17 protein-coding genes are annotated in these 21,172 nt (G+C 32.6%); 6 read left to right on the forward strand and 11 right to left on the reverse strand.

Translation table 11 applies throughout. The features are described 5' to 3' along the window. Window positions 1-310: 310 nt before the first annotated feature. The 6 genes from GQR98_RS18360 to GQR98_RS18385 all read right to left on the reverse strand — a co-directional run bounded on the left by GQR98_RS18360 (window position 311) and on the right by GQR98_RS18385 (window position 9,163). Window positions 311-1,912, reverse strand: coding sequence for an aryl-sulfate sulfotransferase (locus GQR98_RS18360; RefSeq protein WP_159020888.1), 1,602 nt, complete (start codon window positions 1,910-1,912; stop codon window positions 311-313). A gap of 138 nt (window positions 1,913-2,050) precedes the next feature. Next, on the reverse strand, window positions 2,051-3,979 hold the full coding sequence (gene nagB / locus GQR98_RS18365) for a glucosamine-6-phosphate deaminase (RefSeq protein ID WP_158850873.1): 1,929 nt from the start codon (window positions 3,977-3,979) through the stop codon (window positions 2,051-2,053). A gap of 16 nt (window positions 3,980-3,995) precedes the next feature. Beyond that, window positions 3,996-5,309 carry a sugar MFS transporter gene (locus GQR98_RS18370; protein WP_159020890.1) on the reverse strand — a complete coding sequence of 438 codons (1,314 nt, stop codon included), beginning with the start codon at window positions 5,307-5,309 and terminating at the stop codon, window positions 3,996-3,998. Between the two features lie 50 nt (window positions 5,310-5,359). After that, window positions 5,360-6,493, reverse strand: a complete 1,134-nt coding sequence (locus GQR98_RS18375; RefSeq protein ID WP_159020892.1) for an N-acetylglucosamine-6-phosphate deacetylase — start codon at window positions 6,491-6,493, stop codon at window positions 5,360-5,362. Window positions 6,494-6,519: 26 nt separating this feature from the next. Beyond that, window positions 6,520-8,007 (reverse strand): sodium:solute symporter family protein, encoded by a 1,488-nt coding sequence (locus tag GQR98_RS18380; RefSeq protein WP_158850879.1) that lies wholly within the window; start codon window positions 8,005-8,007, stop codon window positions 6,520-6,522. Window positions 8,008-8,110: 103 nt separating this feature from the next. Beyond that, window positions 8,111-9,163 carry a LacI family DNA-binding transcriptional regulator gene (locus tag GQR98_RS18385; RefSeq protein WP_159020894.1) on the reverse strand — a complete coding sequence of 351 codons (1,053 nt, stop codon included), beginning with the start codon at window positions 9,161-9,163 and terminating at the stop codon, window positions 8,111-8,113. A gap of 295 nt (window positions 9,164-9,458) precedes the next feature. Between GQR98_RS18385 and GQR98_RS18390 the strand changes: the two genes are divergently transcribed. Next, window positions 9,459-10,103: a carbohydrate-binding family 9-like protein gene (locus tag GQR98_RS18390; protein WP_159020896.1), complete on the forward strand. Its 645-nt coding sequence runs from the start codon at window positions 9,459-9,461 to the stop codon at window positions 10,101-10,103. Window positions 10,104-10,191: 88 nt separating this feature from the next. Here the strand turns inward: GQR98_RS18390 and GQR98_RS18395 are convergent, their stop codons facing one another. The 4 genes from GQR98_RS18395 to GQR98_RS18410 form a co-directional block, all read right to left on the reverse strand. After that, the gene (locus GQR98_RS18395) at window positions 10,192-10,818 is read right to left on the reverse strand and encodes a Pycsar system effector family protein (RefSeq protein WP_159020897.1); all 627 of its coding nucleotides are present in this window, start codon (window positions 10,816-10,818) and stop codon (window positions 10,192-10,194) included. 25 nt (window positions 10,819-10,843) lie between these two features. Beyond that, window positions 10,844-12,085 (reverse strand): cation:proton antiporter, encoded by a 1,242-nt coding sequence (locus GQR98_RS18400; RefSeq protein ID WP_159020899.1) that lies wholly within the window; start codon window positions 12,083-12,085, stop codon window positions 10,844-10,846. A 562-nt stretch (window positions 12,086-12,647) separates the two neighbouring features. Then, a complete protein-coding gene (locus GQR98_RS18405) occupies window positions 12,648-13,238 on the reverse strand; it encodes a Crp/Fnr family transcriptional regulator (RefSeq protein ID WP_199270243.1) in 591 nt (196 codons plus the stop codon). A 267-nt stretch (window positions 13,239-13,505) separates the two neighbouring features. Beyond that, window positions 13,506-14,462: a hypothetical protein gene (locus GQR98_RS18410; protein ID WP_199270244.1), complete on the reverse strand. Its 957-nt coding sequence runs from the start codon at window positions 14,460-14,462 to the stop codon at window positions 13,506-13,508. A 433-nt stretch (window positions 14,463-14,895) separates the two neighbouring features. On the opposite strand from GQR98_RS18410, the gene GQR98_RS18415 reads away from it, so the two are divergent. The 5 genes from GQR98_RS18415 to GQR98_RS18435 all read left to right on the forward strand — a co-directional run bounded on the left by GQR98_RS18415 (window position 14,896) and on the right by GQR98_RS18435 (window position 19,981). Further along, window positions 14,896-15,366, forward strand: coding sequence for a hypothetical protein (locus GQR98_RS18415; RefSeq protein ID WP_159020901.1), 471 nt, complete (start codon window positions 14,896-14,898; stop codon window positions 15,364-15,366). Between the two features lie 508 nt (window positions 15,367-15,874). Continuing rightward, window positions 15,875-17,035 carry an endo-1,4-beta-xylanase gene (locus GQR98_RS18420; protein WP_159020903.1) on the forward strand — a complete coding sequence of 387 codons (1,161 nt, stop codon included), beginning with the start codon at window positions 15,875-15,877 and terminating at the stop codon, window positions 17,033-17,035. A 5-nt stretch (window positions 17,036-17,040) separates the two neighbouring features. Continuing rightward, window positions 17,041-18,477 carry an MFS transporter gene (locus GQR98_RS18425; protein ID WP_159020905.1) on the forward strand — a complete coding sequence of 479 codons (1,437 nt, stop codon included), beginning with the start codon at window positions 17,041-17,043 and terminating at the stop codon, window positions 18,475-18,477. A gap of 20 nt (window positions 18,478-18,497) precedes the next feature. Then, window positions 18,498-19,538 carry a glycoside hydrolase family 43 protein gene (locus tag GQR98_RS18430; protein WP_159020906.1) on the forward strand — a complete coding sequence of 347 codons (1,041 nt, stop codon included), beginning with the start codon at window positions 18,498-18,500 and terminating at the stop codon, window positions 19,536-19,538. A gap of 38 nt (window positions 19,539-19,576) precedes the next feature. After that, window positions 19,577-19,981 (forward strand): hypothetical protein, encoded by a 405-nt coding sequence (locus GQR98_RS18435; RefSeq protein ID WP_159020908.1) that lies wholly within the window; start codon window positions 19,577-19,579, stop codon window positions 19,979-19,981. A 431-nt stretch (window positions 19,982-20,412) separates the two neighbouring features. Here GQR98_RS18435 and GQR98_RS18440 read toward each other — a convergent pair whose 3' ends face one another. Continuing rightward, window positions 20,413-21,165 (reverse strand): ThuA domain-containing protein, encoded by a 753-nt coding sequence (locus GQR98_RS18440; protein ID WP_159020910.1) that lies wholly within the window; start codon window positions 21,163-21,165, stop codon window positions 20,413-20,415. Window positions 21,166-21,172: the final 7 nt, after the last annotated feature.

Consider the following 21,172-nt stretch of genomic DNA (forward strand, 5'->3'; position numbering starts at 1 on the left):
ATAAATATCGCTTTTTCGATATAATTAAAGTATTAAATAATGCAAACGATTGTGAAATGTGAATTTATTGATACTATAAATTGAATAATTGAATTTTTTTAATGAAGAATTTAAGAAATCTATAAAATTGATATATTGAAGGGCTTGGCAGTTTTTTATAAACGTCAGAGAGTATTGATTTTCAATCATTTAACCTTCTATTTACTACTTGAAACCATATTATACATTGAAGAGCATCAGACTAAGAACATGAATGACTTATGCAAAATGAGTTCAACAGTGATATAGTTTCTAATGATTAAAAAAAAAATCAGTTGACTATAATTTTTATTCGTTTGATAATTTTTTCTTTTTCAAATTCAATAAAATAAAAACCTGATTGAGTATTTATTAACGCATGATCATTCGAGAAATTTTTAGATGAGAATACTACTCTCCCATTTATATCTATTATTCTTAATGCATCGAGTTCTATTTTTTGGTTGAATTTTAGAACATGACCGGTAACCGGATTGGTTACCCTAATATTATCAATTTCAATTTGAGCTACACTTAAAGTTGCACAAGCGCTGGAAAAAGAATTTTCATTTTCAATAAGTCCTTTTGGTGTTAAGTCTTTGACCGAAAGCCCTATATAATTACTAGGATATTTTTCGGCTCTAAATATCGGGTTGAAATTTTGAGAAATATTATCAAATTGATTAAATATACTATTCCCAGATGGATTTTTATAAGTCCATACGTGCTCACCAGCTTTTGTAATTTCAGACACCTGCCCTAAAGAACTTTGACAGATTATAAAGTTCCCATTTGGAAGGCTATGTGCTCCGGATTTTATTGTTTCGTACATGGGGTTTTCTAATATATCACCACTCCACGACCAGTTAAAATCTAATGGTTTAAATGTATTATTCTCTTTAGTATACGTAGTACCAGACATCTCAGTATTTAATAAATGTACTGTGCTGTAAGATCTAGTTTGATCACTACCATTGCTAAAAACAGATATTTTACCTTCATCCAAATACCCAGGTTCTACCCATTTTACATCATGTTGCGAAAATAGTTTTTGATCTTCAACTCCTCCTTGTTTGTAAACTCTAGAGTTACCCCACCTCCACAACAAATCGCCTCCAAGATTTGAATAACCTCCAGTATGTCCCGCAGCCTCAGCAGTTGTGGTACTGTGATCAATAATATAAATTTCATTTAAATTTCGTGCAGAGATAATAATTTGATCAAGATTTGCATTATAATCAATCCCATTTACATGCGTATAACCTCTATCCAAACTTTCAATATTAGAATCTACATAGTTTATATCAATACGTTCGGGATGATTTTCAATAACACCAAAATTCGCTTTTGAACTATCATAATCTTGAATGATATGGTCTATAAATTTCCATTCCCAAACAATTTCAGCTTGGTTAGTTCCAATAGGTTTTAATTCAACTATTTTATCTAAGTCAATAACTTGATCAACTTTAAGAGGATCTTTTCCTTGAGCAATAATCTCTGTATTAGAATAGCTATCTCTAACGATGCATAAAATATTTCCATTTGGAAGCGGCTCAATATCATGATGTTGATTTAACCCATTGGCATTCATTTCATAATTCCATAGCACTGTATTATCCCAATCTCTAATTTCTAACATATTTATTCCTGCCCTGAGCAAGGTGCCATTTTCTAACAGATAACAGGTTGCTCCAGGAAACTCAGTAAAAGTCCATTCATTTACCTTTTCACCACAGTTATTAATTAAATACACACTATAGTTTACTTCTGGTGTAAATAGCGTATAACCTTCCGAAACATTGTTGTCTGAAAAAAGCAACCCAACTGTTGGTGCTTGCGCCCTAACGAGAGAAACGGTTAAAAGAAGAATGTATGTTATTTTTTTTATCAAAATATTTTTATAAATAGTTGATTTACATAAAAAAGCACGATATAAAAATTTAAAAGTAAAGAATAAAAAGTGAAATTGCAAACGTTTGCAAAACTGATTAATTCATCTATGGTACCCCTTTAAAATTGTATATCTAGTTTAATACTCCCATCGCACAAAGGCCTCCATAGCAGCGTAATGCGATAACCCTAATTGGTGATATATATCGGCAGTTTCTCGGTTTCTATCCTCAGCTCGTTGCCAAAACTCTCGACTATCATTCCCCTGAAATACCACCCCATCTTTTTGAGATTGGTGTTTAAAAATACCTTTTCGCTTTTCTAGAACTTGGTCTGGCCCCATTGGTACTGCCATTTCAATTTCATCAATACCCCACTCTTGCCATGCGCCTCGGTATAGCCATACCCAGCAATCTTTCATAAACGTTTTAGGTTTAAGTTGCTTTACAGCTTCAAAAATAGCATCTAAACAAACTTTATGAGTGCCATGTGGATCGGCTAAATCACCAGCAGCATATATTTGGTGTGGTTTTATTTTTTCGATTAAATCTGAAGTTATTTTAACATCTGCGATACCAATTGGGTTCTTTTTTATGGCCCCAGTTTCATAAAATGGCAATTCCATAAAATGTATCTGTTCATCTGGAATACCAACAAAATGGCATGTAGCACGGGCTTCACCTTTACGTATCAATCCTTTTATGTAACGTACTTCGGCAGTATCAATTTCACTAGATTTTTTATTCTTTAAAAACTTAGCCGCTTTTTTATAAATGGCGCTCGCTTCTGTATTTTCTATTCCAAACTTATCGTTATAATCACATACAAAACTTGCAAAACGCAGAGCCTCATCATCGGCTACAGCAATATTTCCTGAGGTTTGGTATCCTATATGCACTTCGTGTCCTTGTTCTTGCAAACGTTTAAATGTACCGCCCATACTAATAATATCATCGTCGGGATGTGGACTAAAAATAAGTACGCGCTTTTTTGCAGGTTCGGCACGTTCTGGACGTTTACTATCGTCTGCATTAGGTTTACCACCTGGCCAACCTGTGATAGTATTTTGAAGTTTATTAAATATGCTAATATTAATGTCGTAAGCGGGACCGGAATCTGCCAATAAATCACTCATACCGTTTTCTATATAATCGGCATCAGTAAGCATTAAAATAGGTTTCTTTAAATCTAAGGCTAAATTTAAAACGGCTTTGCGAATTAATTTATCGGTCCAAACAATTTTTTCAACTAACCATGGGCTATTAACACGTGTTAATTTTGATGCTGCCGCATTATCCAATACAAAGGTGGCATTGTTGTGCTCTTGCAAATATGAAGCAGGTACCAAGTTGGTAACCGTATCTTCTACGGAGGCTTTTATAATATTAGATTTGCCTTCGCCCCAAGCCATTAAAATCACTCTCTTGGCTTCCATAATTTTTTTCACACCTAAAGTGATAGCTGTTCGAGGTGTATTGTTTAAGCCGGAAAAATCGCCACTCGCCGCCACTCTAGTGATATGATCTAGAGCTACCAAACGCGTTTTTGAGTTTTGAAGCGATCCCGATTCATTAAACCCAATATGCCCATTGCCACCAATACCTAAAATTTGCAAATCAATACCACCTAAAGCTTCTATTTTTGCCTCGTAAGCATCACAATAACCTGCAATAGCTTCTTTGGATAATAATCCGTCGGGGATATTGTAATTTTCTGGTAAAATATCGACATGATTAAACAACTGCTCTTTCATGAAGCGCACGTAACTATTTATAGAATCTGGCTCCATTGGGTAGTATTCATCTAAATTAAATGATACTACATTTTTAAAACTCAAACCCTCTTCTTTATGCAAGCGCACTAGCTCTGCATAAAGTCCTTTAGGAGAACTTCCTGTTGCTAATCCTAAAATACAAGGTTGCTTTTGAGATTGTTTAACTTTTATTAAATCGGCAATTTCTTTAGCTACAGCCTTTGATGCCATTGTTGAGTTTTCAAAAACAATGGTTCCTATGTTCTCAAACCTTTTTTCAAAGCCTGTTGCTTTGTCTGTGTTACTCTTTAACATGCTTATTTTTTTTATTTTATTGTTTTGACCAACTTTTGTATTTGTGTCCCCATAATGCAAAAAATAGAATTAATACATAGCAGGGAATCAATATCCAATAACTATTTGTTGAGGCGGTTGCCAAAGCATCTACTTCATTTAGTCCGTTTGTAATGAGTTCTTGTTTATTAGCATCTACCATTCTGCCATATAGAGGAGGAATGATAGCACCTCCAGAAATAGCCATAATTAATAACGCCGAACCCGTTTTAGTAAACTTTCCTAAACCCGCTAAGGTTAGTGGCCATACAGCTGGCCAAACTAACGCGTTGGAAATTCCTAAGGCAGCAACAAATAAAACAGACTTAAAGCCCGTTGTAGAAAGGATACACATACTAAAAATAATACCTAAAGTGGCGCTTATTTTTAGAGCCGTACCTTGTTTTAAATATTTAGGTATTAAAATAACCCCAACTATATAAGTACACACCATAGCGAAGAGTGTTAACGTCGTGAAAAATTTAGCATTGGCTGCCGGAAAACCTAATGAGATGCCGTAAGCTATAATGGTATCACCTGCTATTACCTCAGCACCTACATAAACAAATAGCGTTAAAACTCCCAACCATAAATGAGGAAACTGAAAAATACTAGTTTTCGCTGTGGTACCTGCTTTGGTTTCTTCATCTTCGGCGGCTTCCACATGAGGCAAAGGCGCTTTTCTAATTAAAATCCCCAGGACAAACAAAACAATGGCCATTACTAAATAAGGCATAAACACACTATCGGCCATTGTATCTAAAAGCACGCCCTTTTCTTCTAAAGAAGCAGTACTTAACTTTTCTTTTACCTCATCGATACCTGATAGCAATAGAGCCCCAAATATTAATGAACCTAAAGCTCCTGCCACTTTATTCGCAATACCCATAATAGCGATACGTTTGGCACCACTATCTATTGGTCCTAATATGGTAATGTATGGATTGGCCGCGGTTTGTAATAGCGTCATCCCGATACCTTGAATAAAAATACCTGCTAAAAACACCCAATATGTTCTTGCTTCTGCTGCTGGTATAAAAACTAAGGCGCCAATAGCCATGATTATCAGGCCTAAAGACATGCCTTTTTTATAGCCAATTTTATTTAAAATCCAAGAGGCTGGTAGCGCCATCACTACAAATGAAATATAAGATGCCGAAGCGACCAAGTAAGATTGTGCATCAGTAAGTTCATTAATGGTTTTCATAAAAGGGATTAATGCTCCATTAATCCAGGTTACAAAACCGAATATAAAAAATAGACTTGCTATAATTATGATGGCGGTTAAATTGTTGTTTTTGGGTTCTTTCATATTTGGTTTTATAATATTTACTTACTTATATTTTTTTTCAATCTTAAACTTTAAGCATTTACAAAAATTTGCTTTCCAGATTTAACGACCCTTATAATCTTAATGGCATTATTTTTTATTTTGAACAAAACAAAATCATTAGGATTAGCAGACAAATTAACTATAGACATAGGCTTTCTGGAAGCCATTGCCCAAGCATTGGCTAAGCTTAGCATATTACTTGAAAAAAGTTTATTAACGCAATCTAGCAAAGAAACGGCAGAACCGGCTAATACATTTTCATTATTAAAAGTAGAAAGTCTTCCTCCTTTTTCTAATTTTACTTTTCCACCAATATGAGCGTGATAAACACCTGCATCCATACCGGCAAACATGGTAGAATCGCTAACTAAAATAACATTCGATTTTTTAACATTTAATACTATGTTTAAAAAATTATCAGGCAAATGAAACCCATCGGCAATAATACTCGGTGTTAAATTATTATTCGCTAATTGATCTAAAATAATATTTGAATTTCTATGAAGCGACAATGGGGCACCATTCCCTAAGTGTGTAGACATGCTAGCTCCAGCATTAACAGCAGCATTTATTTGCTCGTTACTTGCCACAGTATGCCCAATAGAAACTATAATACCATTTGCAGTACACTTGCTAATAAAATCTGCAGAATTATCCCATTCTGGACTTATTGTAATTATTTTAATTCGATTCCCTGAAGCCTTTTGAAACGCTTGAAATAATTCCCAATCTGGTGCCTTTATATAGTCTTTAGAATGCGCACCCGAAGCTTCTCTTATTGGCGAAATAAAAGGCCCTTCTAAATGAATACCACTAACGTAAGCATCGATTAAAGGGTTTTGTAGACACAGTTCATTTATATTTTTTAGAAGATTTATAATATTAGTATCTGAATTTGTAATGACTGTTGGAAAAAAAGACAATACGCCTTCTTTTGATAAATTATTAACAACCTTTAAGAAGTCGTTCTCTACGATGGGGAACGTATTAAAATCGACTCCAGAAAAGCCATTAATTTGAATATCTAACAAACCAGGACCAATAAAAACGGTTTCATGTTCTTTAATTTCGGACTCTTTTCTAGAAACTAACAAACCATCATCAATTACAATTTGAATTAAATCGTTCGAAATACAGTCAACACAATTAATTATTTCTTTCATTCTGTATTATTTCAATATTACTAAATTTAATTATCAGATTTTTTGTCAATAGCCTCTAGCAATTCTAAAACCTCTGGGGCCACTATTGTTTTTCGATTTATGAAACCAAAAACAACGTATAAAAAAACAGATACCATTAAAGGCAAACTAATTTCTAGGGCAAAAGGCAGCGTAAAAGAGAAAATTTTAATGGAAGCAAAACTTATTAAACCTCCAAAAATAGAAACTAGTGCCGCTGTCGATCCACTTTTTTTGAATAACGGAAGCATCCCTAATAGCATAGGTACCGCAATAGGCCCTACTAAAGCAGCAAACCACGCTACAATAAGCCCCAAAATCCCTCCAAAAGATTCGTATTGGGTCGCTATAAGTATGGTAAAGAATATAAAAATAAACGTTACTTTTCGGGCTACTATTAACGGGTTTACTGAGTTCGCTACATTAAACTTCTTAAAGTGAAGTGGCAATATATCTCTAGTTATAACTGCCGAAATAGTATTAGCATCACTAGAAGTCATGGACATTGTAGTTGCAAACATTGATGCTAACACCAAACCTATCATTCCTTTCGGCAAAAGCGTGATTGTTAGAAGTCCGTAAGATTCTGTAGGGTCTTGCAAGTCTGGCAATAAAATAGGTGCTGCCCACATTGGGAAAAACAATATTAAAGGCCAGATTAAATATAAAACACCCGAAAGTATAGCTGCCCTTTTTGTATTTTGCTCATTGGGTGAGGAAATATATTTGGTTGCTAAATTCCATGTGCCACCATTGTAGCTTAGCATATTGATAAACAAGAAAGCTAAGGCAAAACCGACAGTATAAGGCTCTCCGAAAGGCTCACTATTTTTAGCTGGTAATTGATCCCAAATAGTAAAAACAGAATCTAAACCACCCAATTTAGCTGTAGCCGCAAAAAACATGGCAATACCAGCACCAATTTGAACAATGAACTGTATAAAATCGCTTACGGTTACTGCCCATAAACCACCTATTGTAATGTAAACAATAGAAATACCTCCAGAAAAAAGTACGCCATAAAGTATAGGAATACCAGTAAAAACTTTCAGCAAAATGGCTATAGCGGCCCATTTAGCGGCAACATCAAAAAGCTTTAAAATAACACCACTCCAAGCAATAACCTGCTGTGTTTTAACTCCGTATCGAATAGAGAGGTATTCTAAAGGTGATTGAATCCCTATTTTTTTTCGCAATCGCACCCAACGTACCGGAAAAACATTAACGGTAACTAAAATTGAAATACCTACAGTTAGCGCCCACCAAACATAAATAGAAAAACCGTTTGTATAGGCTAAGCCTGCATAGGCAACAAATACGGCTCCACTATAACCTGATACATGATGTGAAATACCCGATAACCACCAAGGCAAATTCCCTCCTGCCGTAAAATAATCATCTGAGTCTTTATTTTTATAATGGGCCCAAACACCAATAACTACCATAATTAAAAAAAATATAATAATTACAATCCAATCTAATAGTTGTAGCGTCATGTTTGTTTCTATTTAATTAATAATTAGTTTTTTAAATTGCGGTAACGTACCTCAAAAATATAAAAAAAAATATACTAACCTAATTTAATTTTTAAAAAAGCAATTAATAATATTTATAATTCTTCTTTGTTATGATGTCCAAAGGCATGATAATTTCTTTTTCCACATCCTTTTTAAGCACTAGATGTTCAAACAATTTAACAACAGCTTGATAGCCTTGTTCTTCAGGGCGTTGACAGATTAAAAAGTCTATAATATCCTTTTCGAGATATTGAATATCATCATTAAAAAAATCATATCCGATTAGGTAAATTTTATCACCTTCCCTATTGTTAAAATATTTTGCGATATATGCAACTTTTGAGTTAGGTACAAAAACACCTTTAATCTGTGGGTTATTTTCCAGCGTTTGGCTTAGAGCAGTTTCAAAACCATTTTCGGTAAAATTGGTTAAAACTAAAGATTTGGTTACTATATTATTATTTTTATCGCTTAGATAAGCATTCATTCCCTTCTCTTTCAAACCTATAATATCTTCTGTATCCATAGTTTCTTTTAAATGCAGAATTAAAATTTCACCTATATTAAAGCAATAACTGAATAATTGAGCCGCTAGTTCGCCACTTTCAAATAATGGTTGTTGAATACTGCATAACGAATCTATTTTCCTTACGTTAGAATCTATAAAGACATACGGACGCTTCTTTTGTTTACAGTCTTCTAACAAAATTTCTATCTCGTCGGCAAACTTAGATGTTAAAACTAAGCCTTGAATATCGCTATTAATGACTTCAAGAATTCGTTTTCTAATTTCCTCATTATTATCTTGTTTAAAGGTAAAAGTTTTAATTTTGATGCGATATTGCGCTAATTCTTTTTGTGCTTTTATAACTCCTTTCATAGGAAACTCCCAATACCCAGAACCTTCGGAAATATTAGGTAACAGAACTCCCAAAACAATTTTTTTTCGTTTTGATAGATTGCTGGCCATAACGTTGGGCTGATACCCCATTTTCTCTATAACCTTTAAAACATTATCTTTTGTTTTTTGACTTACTCCCGCTCGATTATGTATTACACGATCTACTGTTGCTAAGGCTACATTAGCGGCTTTTGCCACATCTTTTATTCCTACAATGCGTTCCTCCTTATCCATACTAAACTTTTATACTATCTTTTTATTCGAAAAATAATTTCTTCTTTTTACTCATCAAAAATTAATCGATACCTATCAAAATTTACATTTCCTGCAGCCTAAACGCGATTTAAAAATCACTTTCAGTAAGAAATTAACCATCAATATTACTAATTTTTTAAAATATTGTACTTCTAAGCCTTGAATATAAATTATATTTACGGTAACGAAGCTCAATTTTTAAAATATTTTTTACAATTAGCCTTTAAATTTAATTAGTTTTGTTGCTTATCATTTTAAAAAGAAGAAAACGTTCGTGAAAAAAACATTAACCGTTCCCAATATTTCTAAATCTTCCAAACAGAAAAAAAGCTTAAAAAAGGCTTTAAAATTGACTGATTACCATAACATCGATCAATACGCTTGGGAACAACCTAATAAGCATCGCAATGTTGGTTTTTATATGGCGCACGACAATAAAAATATTTACTTACAATATAATGTCTTGGAACCCGAAATGGTTGCGAAATACCACAATCACAACAGTCCTGTTTATAAGGATAGCTGCGTGGAGTTTTTTATTGCTTTTGAACAAGATGCTAACTATTATAATTTTGAATTTAATAGTTTAGGAACTTGTCTTCTAGGCTTTGGACCTGATAGGCATAACAGGCAGTTATTAGATCCTAAAATTATAGACTTAATAAAAGTAAACACTAAAATAAAACGAATACTGTATAATGGTTTGACAGTCTTTAAATGGAAAATTTTTATAAAAATTCCTTTGGATGTATTTTCTTTTAACAGTTTGCAATCTTTAGAAAACGTAACAGCCAAAGCAAACTTCTACAAATGTGGCGACGAACTTTCTACACCTCACTATATAAGTTGGAACCCAATAAAATCTGAAAAGCCAGATTTTCATTTAAAATCATACTTTGGAGAAATTGATTTTAATTAATCTAATATTTTTAAATTAAAAAACTTTAACAATATTACTTTAAACACTTTGTTTTTTGGCTAATATTAAAAAGTCTATTTTATTAAAACTACATCAATCCGCCAAACAAAGCATGACACAAAACAAAAGCAATCACAGATAAAATAATGCCAATTAAAAAAATGTTAAACGATTTACGAAGTAGCTTAAATTTACGATCAATTGTTTTCCCTAAATGATAAGTGTCTTTTGCAATGGTTTTATAAAGCTCATCGCCTTCATTCATTAAGTTAGTAATTTTATCTACATATTGATCCTCTTCCATATCATGGAAGTTACCATAAAACATTAAATTATTTGTCTCTCTTTTACCATGAACCAATTCTGGGCGTGTAGCAAAAATAGCAAAGGTTATAGAAGCTAGATTAGTAAATAAAATCATTACTACTGGATAAATAAGATGAGGGTCTTTACTTAATTGACTCATAACAGTCCCTAATATTAACGACAAAATTAAAGCATTTATAGATATCAAAATATTTGATTTTGTATCTATCATTGTATTCAATGTATACTGATTTTTAGATAACAATCTAAACAATGTTTCTACACCTCTTTCCGACCTTGGCGCTACTTTAGCTAATTTCTTTTTTAACTGCTTTAAGCCGTCTTTATCGATATTTAATTCTTCCATTAAATATTTGTCTTCTGCTTTTTCCTTTTGTTTATTGTTCATATTGAAATTTATAAAAACTGAAGTGTTAAGAGTATATTTTTTTGACAACTTTACCAATAGTCAATCCCTGAACTATAATGGAAAACAATACAATAATATAAGTGATATGAAGTATTAAATCCCTCGAAAGTTCTTCACCCAAACTTAAAGCTAATGCAATAGAAATACCACCTCGCAATCCTCCCCAAGTTAAAACAGCAACGGTTTTCATTGGTTTTGTTTCCTCATGCTTTAAGAGCGAATAAGGCAAAAACACAGAAATAAAGCGAGCTAGAAGTACAATTAGAATAGCAAAAACACCTAATAAAAAATAACTTGTATTAATATTCAGTAAATGAATGGCAAGCCCGATTAGCCCAAATAAAATACCATTAAAAACATCATCTAAAATTTCCCAAAAGGAACTAATTGCTTTTTGTATTGGGTTCTTATCTTCATTAACATGAATTTTATTTCCTATAAATAATCCGGCAACAACCATCGCTAATGGTGCTGAAACCTCCATTAAAAAAGCACCAGCCGTTCCACCCATAACTACGGCAAGGGTAATCATTACAGCCAATTGAGGATTTTCTGTTAAAGATTGAATACATTTTAAACCTAAAAAACCAATTACGAATCCATAGAACAACCCGCCTACTGCTTCTTCTAAAAACAACAGGCCTATTTCTGTTCCAATCTCTGTATTACTAAGCTCTCCCGTAGCAGCTGCAATTAATAATATTCCAGAGAACACAACAACACCAATACCATCATTAAACAATGACTCTCCCTCTATTTTGATACCTAAACTTTCCGCAATATTCGCCTCTTTTAAAATAGCCATAACAGCAATTGGATCGGTTGGAGATATTAATGCCCCAAATAAAAGTGCATGTAAAAAAGGCAATTCTAAACCAATGAGTTGTGCTCCAAAAAAGGTTAAACTACCAACTATACATGTAGATATTAGCACACCTAAAGTAGCAAATAGAAATATTGATTTTTTTTCTTTTGTAAGCGCCGCAAGATTAACATGCAGAGCTCCTGCAAAAAGTAAAAAACTTAAAATACCATTAAGTAATAATGTTTTAAAATCTGCATTAACAATAATATTACAAAAGAAGGTGTAAAATTCAGGAAAAACAGTCTTGCTCAGCGCTATTGGAACAATTAAGATTAAACTTAAAATCATTAACCCAATAGTTGTTGGCAATTTTAACCACTTATAATTAATGTAGCTAAAAAGTGCCGAAATTGTAAATACGATACTGAATGATTCGAACATTTTATTTAGATGGTATTAAAATATTTCATTGCGAAAATAACAATAGAAAGGTAAAACTTCCCGTTGAATTAATACTAAAATATTAGGTTTAATCTATTTTGTTCTGAAATTGATTTTGCCGAATTTTTACTGCCCGAAAGGAAAAGGTTACCAAAGAAAAAAGTCCGATGAGGGCGAAAACAATAGCCAAAACACTGGTATATAATGAAGTTTTCCCTACTTCATATAAACCATTAATGTAAAAAATATTCACCTAATCCTACAAGAATAGAAGCAATAAGATCTAGGTATCCTAAAGTTTTAGTTAATTTCATTTGATAGTTAATGTGTTAGTTATGGGTTTGTCGATATATGTTAAAATTACTTTCAAATAAAACAAAACACTATAAATTAATGAGTTACAACTACATCTCACAAACAAAGCATTAGAAAACAGCATATAATAGAAATCTCATAAATCAGGCTTTACACCTAATTCCCACACTTGCATTTGTTTCTTCCTTATCAAATATATTTTGAATAAACAGAAAGTATTTTAAGTAACGATTAATAGCTTCTAGAACTATTTTATGTTTGAAATAAACTCAATATTATAATCTATTATCCCTTCCTTCCTCATGGTGCTAAGTACATTGCTCACTATTTGCCTAGAGGTATTTGTAAGGTTTGCAATCTCTTTATGCGAAAGTAAATTTTTGGCAGTTAATTGCCCAGCTTCATTGGTTTCACCAAACTCTTCGAGGTAATCTGCAATAAATTCTTTAATTCTTGTTACGCTATCTTTATACAATAGATTGTGAAGTCTTCTTTCTAGTTTTTGAATTCGAAGGCCGTAAATTTTTAGCACACCATTTTTTAAAGACTTATGTTTTTCCATAAGTGCTTCCATCTGTTCCGATTCTATGTAACAGATTACGCAGTCCTCTAAAGCATAAGCTATTTCTTCGCTTGCCGCTTTTTTATCGTATAGTGCAAGTTCGCCAAAAATATTACCACGCTTTAAAACATACTTAACAGTGTTGTTCGTTTTATTTACAATTTTTACACTCCCTTTTTTTAGAAAGAACACACTATTCTTATGCTCATCATTAAGGTTAATAGGTTTTCCCTTTTCAATATTATCCATTTCTAGAATCTCAACAATCTTCATCATATTGAACGTGCCAAGCTTCTTAAAAAGATTGAAATCTTCTAAAAACCATTATTTTGTAATTGCTTTCAATTGTAGTTTGGTAATAATTATAAAGCCAAAGGTATCACATTTAACATTTGAATAAGGGTATTAAATTTTTGATAGTTACTTAACGCGACACTTAGTAAGATTTTGTTTCTCTTAAACTTTCCTTCTTTTTGACCGAAAAGCGACTTAAAAAGGAAGCCATCAATAACAACTATGACAATTTGGTTAAGAAGATAATATTTAATTACTTTTCACGAGTTTAGCAACTCCAATTCCAAATTCTCCAGATACTGAATAATACAAGTATACATCTTTGTTATCAATTAAAATAGCTGGATCTCTCAACTCATGCAGTGGTTTTCTAGAAAAACCTTTTACCGATTTTTCAATAGGAAGATTTACACCTTCATAATCCATTTCTGGTTTTAATACTTCTTTAACCTCGTTAGCTTTCCAGCTTTTCCATGAACCTTCAGAAAGATCAACATCACAACTTAATATCCGTTCTGGTGCATCTCCTTTTTGTGAATAAAATACAGCAAGCTTATCTTTTTTTAAGCTAACAGCTGTATGTCTGGCTTTAGGTAAAATTAAAGCACCTTTCTCAAACGGTTGCATACCATCTTTAGACCGATAAAAAGCACCTTTTACTAATGCATAATATTCCGTTTTGTATTTAAAAACACGAAAATAGGAAGGCCCTAATATGATATCGGATGCTTTGAAATCTATTCCATTTTTAGACGTGCTGAAAAACGTTTTTTGTCCTTCTTTATTTTTGTTATATCCATGAAAATACATTCTAATGGTTTTCGTTTCTTCATCTATAATAATATCTGGCGAAGCTATATGGCCAACAGCTGCTGTTTTATCAATATGAAGCACTCCTGGTTTATATACAGTCCAAGGTCCAACCGGCGAATTTGCATAAGCTAACCGAATAAACTTACCATGATGATGCGCAAAATACATATAGTATTTACCTAGAGGATTTTCAATCCAATCGGGTACTTTTATTACCGACGGTCCGTTTATATTTTCACCTAATCGGCCTTCTAAACCATCCATTTCCGGATAGATCATCAAATTATTTTCCGAACGTACAAAAACATGACCGTTGCCCTCTTCTAAACTAGAACTAGACACAACAATTTTAGACTTGCCTTGCCTTTCATTTTGAGCATAACCTTGAAACATTATTAAACTCAGGACAAGAAATAAAGTCTGTTTGCAAAAAACCCGATTTATCATATATACTTTTTTAGAATAGAACGACTTGTTATAAAAAGCAGTAATTTTTATTTCTGCTCCTGTGTTGCCGTCTGTAATAGCTTATCAGCAACATTATCTGTCCGGCAAACAAAAATAGCCTTCACTCTATCTTTATAAGTATTAATTATTCCCTATTCGTATAAATTATGTTTCATTTTGATGTAAAACACCTTTAAATAGCACGAAACAGAGTAAGGCTTATCTTTTTAAAATAAGATAAGCCCTTCTCCTCTATCTACTAAAAAATTTATATTATATTAGTAAAACTTTACCTACATAGATATATTGTGAATAAATTTCTAAAACATATCTAATTTAAAGACGAAAAACAATTCATCTTAAACACCTACAGAAAACCATGAAAAGAAAGGCTATTATTAAAACCACCACGTCCAAAAACTTATTTTATTTAGCATTAATTTCAATCGTGTCTATCGCTTGTGGTTCTAGAATTAATTCAAAAAAAGTTGAAAATTTTAATACCATGGAAGGTGTTTGGGAATTAAGCGAATTCTACCATCTTGCTAATGGAGATACGCTTATAGTTGATACTTCAAAAGTGCAACATAAAATTTACCTAGACGGCTATGTAATATGGAACACAGATCCGGCTCCCGATGCTACCGAATGGCATGCTTATGGTACTTATACTTTTAAAAATGACACCATTATTGAAAAGCTTACATCCACTTCGAAATCAATGAAAAGTGATGTGAACACATACGTTATACCTATTGAACGCGGAAAAAACTCTTATAAACAAGTAAACACTTATAAGAATAATGATACCATTTATCACAACATTGAAGTTTATAAAAAAATAAATTAAAGTTCATCAACCACTTTCCTTACAGAACAAAAAAAGTCTTCTTATAAATATTTAAAGTATTTATAAGAAGACTTTATAATTTCCAGTTCAACCTACTAATGTTCTGGATAACATCAAAAAAAAAAAAAATCCATGATAATTTATATTATCTGTTATTATTTTCATCCTTCACTTTTTATTAAAGTGATATTGAAAACCCAGCCTTCCCCATGAAAAAATCAAGCCTTTCCTCCTATTATTTCATCTTCTAAAAGTGTCCATTTTTTATAACTAAAAAGAGCATTTATAATAAATTTCTTTTAGACATTCAAATCTATCCCTAGTAAAATTATTTCACATCAACCATTCCGAAACAGCTGTTATACATAGTAATTTCAATCATATGCAACAATTGTTTCACCATTAGTCCATTTTGTTTTACTCTACATTCTATTAAAAAAGTAATTTTATTCAAATCATTTTAAGTATTCAAATTTCAATTATTAAACGTCTTTTTTAAACTATAACCATGACCCACAGAATAAAAAATATCCTTTTAGTTTCTGCACTAATTTTAAGTACATCTAGCTGTAAAAACGAAGTAAAAGAAATTAGTAACACCGAGAGTAAAACCACTTCATTGAAAGATGCTTTTAAAGGTGATTTTCTTATTGGAGCGGCATTAAACATATCTCAAATAGAAGAAAAAGACACATTATCTATAAATCTTATAGAAAAAGAATTTAATACCATTACTCCAGAAAACGAAATGAAATGGGAACAAATTCACCCACAAAAAGATACATTCTATTTTGATATTGCCGATAAATATGTAGCACTCGGAGAAAAAAACAATATGCATATTGTTGGGCATACTTTGGTTTGGCATAGCCAATTGGCGCCATGGATGCAAAATGAAAAAGACAGCATTACTATGGTGAAAAATATAGAACACCATGTAAATACTATTGTAAAAAGATACAAAGGCAGAATAGATACTTGGGATGTGGTAAACGAAGCTTTAAATGAAGATGGCAGTTTTAGAACTTCTAATTTTTATGAGGTTATGGGCGATAATTTTATAGCTCTTGCTTTTAAATTAGCTGCTGAAGCCGACCCTAATGCAAAATTAGTTTACAATGATTACAACCTTTGGAAACCAGAAAAAAGAGCTGGTGTAGTAAGGCTTGTAAAAAATCTACAAGAAAAAGGTGTAAAAATAGATGGTGTTGGTATGCAAGCCCACTGGAGTTTAGAAGGCCCATCTATAGAAGATATAGAAAATAGTATTCTTGCTTATGCCGCATTAGGCGTAAAAGTTAGTTTCACCGAGTTAGATGTTACAGCTCTACCAAACCCATGGGATTTGGATGGTGCTGCCGTAGAACAAAGTTATGAGCAGTATGAAGGTGACCCGAAAATGAATCCGTATCCAGAAAAATTATCTGAAGCTGCAGCTGAGCAATTGGCTAACAGATATGAAACTATTTTTAAGCTTTTCTTGAAACATAAAGACAAAATTGATAGAGTTACATTTTGGGGAGTAAACGACGGGCAGTCTTGGTTAAATTACTGGCCTATAAACGGAAGAACGAATCATCCGTTATTATTCGATAGAGACTTCAATCCTAAAAAAGCATATGAGCGTGTTATGGCTTTAAAAAGTGATAATCAACCAAAACAAAACTAAAAGTTATGAGTTCTGATACACAAAAACTTTCAGTTAAAGAAAAAATAGGATATAGTTTAGGAGACCTAGCTGCCAATTTAGTATTTCAAACATTAGTTACCTATTTAGCTTTTTTCTATACTGATATTTATGGTCTTGAAGCCAATCATGCTTCAGCAATTATATTAAGTGTTGGCCTTGTTGCTGCTTTCGGGTTTAATCCAATTATTGGTGCTATTGCAGACAGAACAACTTCTAAATGGGGAAAGTTTAGACCATGGATTTTATGGACAGCAGTACCACTTGGAGTTGTGGCACTTTTAGCCTTTAGCACACCCAACTTTGAATATAAAGGCAAAGTTATTTATGCTGTTGTTACTTACACTTTATTACTTTTACTTTATGCTGCAAACAACTTACCATATTCAGCTTTAAGCGGGGTAATTACTGGCGATATGGGCGAACGAAATAGTATTTCTGCGTATCGTTTTGTTGCAGTAATGTTTGCACAATTTTTTGTGCAAGTATTTATGCTACCTATTATTGAATCTGCCGGAGGTGGTGATAAAGCAGTTGGAATAGAAATAGTGATGACGTGGCTTGCCATTATAGGCACCATTATGTTACTCATTACATTTTTCACTACGCGAGAACGTATTGTTCCTAAGCCAGAACAAAAATCGAGTGTTAAGGAAGATTTATCCGATTTATTTAAAAACAAACCTTGGGTTATAATCTTAACCGTTACCACATTAGTTTTTGTTACTCTAGCCATGAAGGGAGGTTCTTATGTGTATTATTTTAAAAACTACGTAGATGCCGATAGATTAACAAGTTTTATAAGTCCGTTATTAGATTTCCTATCAAGTATTGGTATAAATTTCTTTGGTGAAGATCCTGTATCTGCAGGGTTTGGGTTATTCAACGCTGGTGGTATTATTTTCATGATAGTTGGTATTGGTTTATCTAAAAAATTAGCAGACAAATATGGAAAAAGAGATGTTTTTATGACGTTTTTATTTATATCAACTTTGTTTATCATCTTCTTTTATTTCCTCTCTTCAACATCTGTAGAACTGATGTTTGCATCACAAATTTTACATGGTTTTTTCTACGGAATCACTATCCCTCTACTTTGGGCTATGATTGCCGATGTTGCAGATTATTCTGAATGGAAAACGAACCGTCGAGCAACGGCCATTATTTTCTCTGCAATGATGGTCGGTTTAAAAGGCGGCTTAAGTATTGGTTCTGCGCTTTTAGCCTCCATTTTAGCAAGTTATGGTTATGATGCAGACCTTACGCAACAAACAGCCATTACAATTACAGGCACTAAAATGCTTGTAAGTATATATCCTGCAATTCCATTTTTACTAGGAGTAGGTTTACTTTTCTTTTATGAAATTAATAAGAAAATGGAAGTGCAAATTGAAGCTGAACTAAAAGAACGAAGACAAAGTTAAAACTAATAAAACATAAAATTATGCCTGAAGAAAGTATCGAAAACATCAATTTTGATGATCTAAATAAACGTGCTATTTCACAACCATTAGTAACCAATATCTACACAGCAGATCCATCTGCCCATTTTTTTAATGGAAAAATATATATTTACCCATCTCACGATGTTGATGCTGGAGAAGCTTTTGACGATTTAGGAAGCCACTTCGCAATGGAAGACTATCATGTAATCTCTATGGATTCTATCGATAGTGAAGCCGTAGACCACGGTGTCGCTTTGCACGTAGATGATGTGCCTTGGGCAAAAGAACAAATGTGGGCTCCAGATGCCAATGAAAAAGACGGTACATATTATTTATTTTTTCCCGCGAAAGCTCATGATGGCATTTTTAGAATTGGAGTCGCCACAAGCAACTCGCCTATAGGACCATTTAAAGCGCAACCAGAAGCTATTAAAGGCAGTTTTTCTATTGACCCTGCAGTTTTTAAAGATGACGATGGGAGTTACTACATGTATTTTGGTGGTCTTTGGGGCGGACAATTACAACGCTGGAGAAGTGGAGAATTTAATGCAGCTCAACCCGATAGCCCAACGGCATTTCTTCCTGAAGATAACGAACCTGCATTACTCCCTTATGTGGCAAAAATGACGGACAATTTATTAGAATTCAATGAAAAACCAAAAGCTATAGAAATTTTAGATAAAAACGGAAACTTACTGTTAGCTGGCGACAATAATCGTCGTTTTTTCGAAGCTGCCTGGTTACATAAATATAACGGCAAATACTATTTCTCTTATTCTACCGGAGACACACATTTTATCTGCTACGCTATTGGAAATACCCCTTATGGGCCATTCACTTATGGCGGACGTATTTTAAATCCTGTAGTTGGTTGGACCTCTCACCACTCTGTTTGCAAAGTTGATGAAAAATGGTATTTATTTTATCATGATTCTAGTTTATCTAAAGGTGTAACGCATTTAAGGTCTGTTAAAGTTGCTGAAATTACGCATAGAGAAGATGGAAGTATTGAAACTTTAAATCCGTATAGTAAAAAGTAATTTTTCAACCAAAACAATAGTTCAAATAAATTTAAAACATGAAATACACATTATTACTCGTACTATTTTTTATTCAACACCTTGCTTATTCGCAATCAAATAAGATAGAAATTCCCTCTAAAAAAGATGATGAAAAGTTGATACTTACCATATTTCTGAAACATGATCAAAGTATGAATTTAAATGAGATTGAAAAGATAAGAACCGATCAAGGTTTTTATCAAAATTTCCCGCCAGAAGGGGTTTCAGTAATAAACTGGTATGTAGTTATGGGTATAGGTCAAATGGTTGTATTAGAACTTCCTGCCTCTAAATTATCCGCCGTAAATTTAGCAATTGAAAGAACAGCATGGAAAGCTTTTAAAACAGAAATTTATCCAACTTACAATCTTTACCCAATTATAGAAAACAAATTAAAGAATAAATCAAAGGTAGTTTACTAGAATTTACTTTACATTTTATTTAATCGTTTCAAGAATTGTTTGTCCAGCCAATTAAGATTAGAAACTTCTATTATTTAGAAGTAGTTAATTAGTTTTGTCTGGTATTAAATCGTCGTTTTTTTAGATATACCATCATGCACTCCCCAAAATAATTTTAAAACTAGCTTTTAGGATTGTAATGTTATTTTGAATGTACTTTTTTGAAATACATTAACTTAGTTTACTGCTCTATATTATAATCGACCGTAGAAACACCAAAATTCAAATAAACAACGATAGTTATAAACCACTTTCATAACAATTCTCCGTTGTATTGTAAAAAGCCAGATTATTCAACTAGTTTATCTTTAATTTAAAAAATTGATTTGGTTAAACATTACTAATATTTACGTAGATGAAAACTCTTTTAATTTTCTTTATCTATAATTGAATTAATCACCCTTAACCCAATAAATGGCTCCTAAAATGTGATTCAAAAAGTTTTCGTCTTTATAAGATTCAGGTTTATGACCTATGGCTGTATAAAATGACTTTCCTCCTTCATACTTTTGATACCAAGCCATTGGATGCATTTCACCCATGCCTTTTAACGGAATATCATCATAACCTGCGGTAAAATCATAAGAAGTTTCATCAACATTCAATAGAATATTGAGTTTATCTAAATTAATCCCTTCAAAGTTATACCACTCATCACTACGTAGCCACTTTTTTGGTAGATGCCATGTTGCTGGAAAATCATTATTTTCAACTTTTACTATTGCTGCTTGTAATTTTGGATGATTAACAAACTTCGCTCCAACAAGACCATCAAACCAAGGGTTTTCTCTTTTACTATCTGAAGCAGCATGAATACCTATAAAACCTCCACCTCGTTTCATAAATGCTTTTAAAGCAAACATATGCCTTGTCTTTAAAGAATCGGCATTGGCATTCATAAATATTACCACATCATGTTCTGGTAATTTTTCTATAAGATCATTTGGCCTTTGCGTCCAATTAAACCTAAATTGATGTTCTTCTGCCATATCCTCAAAAGCTTGTATAGCAACAGGGATGGTATTGTAATGCCAATCATCATGTTGGGTAAACAATAATACACTAAATTGATCTTGAGCATTGGTTTTAATCATTGTAAGCATACATAGAGTTAATAAAAGATACTTAATCGTAAAAGGTTTCATAATCAAA

The sequence above is a fragment of the Algibacter sp. L3A6 genome, from assembly GCF_009796825.1.
Lineage (GTDB): Bacteria > Bacteroidota > Bacteroidia > Flavobacteriales > Flavobacteriaceae > Algibacter.

Excerpts from the sequence above, each read along its gene's own strand:
- GQR98_RS18375 (WP_159020892.1), bottom strand. The coding sequence starts at position 6,493 with ATGAAAGAAATAATTAATTGTGTTGACTGTATTTCGAACGATTTAATT.
- GQR98_RS18370 (WP_159020890.1), bottom strand. The coding sequence starts at position 5,309 with ATGAAAGAACCCAAAAACAACAATTTAACCGCCATCATAATTATAGCA.
- GQR98_RS18405 (WP_199270243.1), bottom strand. The coding sequence starts at position 13,238 with ATGATGAAGATTGTTGAGATTCTAGAAATGGATAATATTGAAAAGGGA.
- GQR98_RS18425 (WP_159020905.1), top strand. The coding sequence starts at position 17,041 with ATGAGTTCTGATACACAAAAACTTTCAGTTAAAGAAAAAATAGGATAT.
- GQR98_RS18385 (WP_159020894.1), bottom strand. The coding sequence starts at position 9,163 with ATGGATAAGGAGGAACGCATTGTAGGAATAAAAGATGTGGCAAAAGCC.
- GQR98_RS18430 (WP_159020906.1), top strand. The coding sequence starts at position 18,498 with ATGCCTGAAGAAAGTATCGAAAACATCAATTTTGATGATCTAAATAAA.
- GQR98_RS18410 (WP_199270244.1), bottom strand. The coding sequence starts at position 14,462 with ATGTTTCAAGGTTATGCTCAAAATGAAAGGCAAGGCAAGTCTAAAATT.
- GQR98_RS18380 (WP_158850879.1), bottom strand. The coding sequence starts at position 8,007 with ATGACGCTACAACTATTAGATTGGATTGTAATTATTATATTTTTTTTA.
- GQR98_RS18420 (WP_159020903.1), top strand. The coding sequence starts at position 15,875 with ATGACCCACAGAATAAAAAATATCCTTTTAGTTTCTGCACTAATTTTA.
- GQR98_RS18415 (WP_159020901.1), top strand. The coding sequence starts at position 14,896 with ATGAAAAGAAAGGCTATTATTAAAACCACCACGTCCAAAAACTTATTT.
- GQR98_RS18400 (WP_159020899.1), bottom strand. The coding sequence starts at position 12,085 with ATGTTCGAATCATTCAGTATCGTATTTACAATTTCGGCACTTTTTAGC.
- GQR98_RS18440 (WP_159020910.1), bottom strand. The coding sequence starts at position 21,165 with ATGAAACCTTTTACGATTAAGTATCTTTTATTAACTCTATGTATGCTT.
- nagB (WP_158850873.1), bottom strand. The coding sequence starts at position 3,979 with ATGTTAAAGAGTAACACAGACAAAGCAACAGGCTTTGAAAAAAGGTTT.
- GQR98_RS18395 (WP_159020897.1), bottom strand. The coding sequence starts at position 10,818 with ATGAACAATAAACAAAAGGAAAAAGCAGAAGACAAATATTTAATGGAA.
- GQR98_RS18435 (WP_159020908.1), top strand. The coding sequence starts at position 19,577 with ATGAAATACACATTATTACTCGTACTATTTTTTATTCAACACCTTGCT.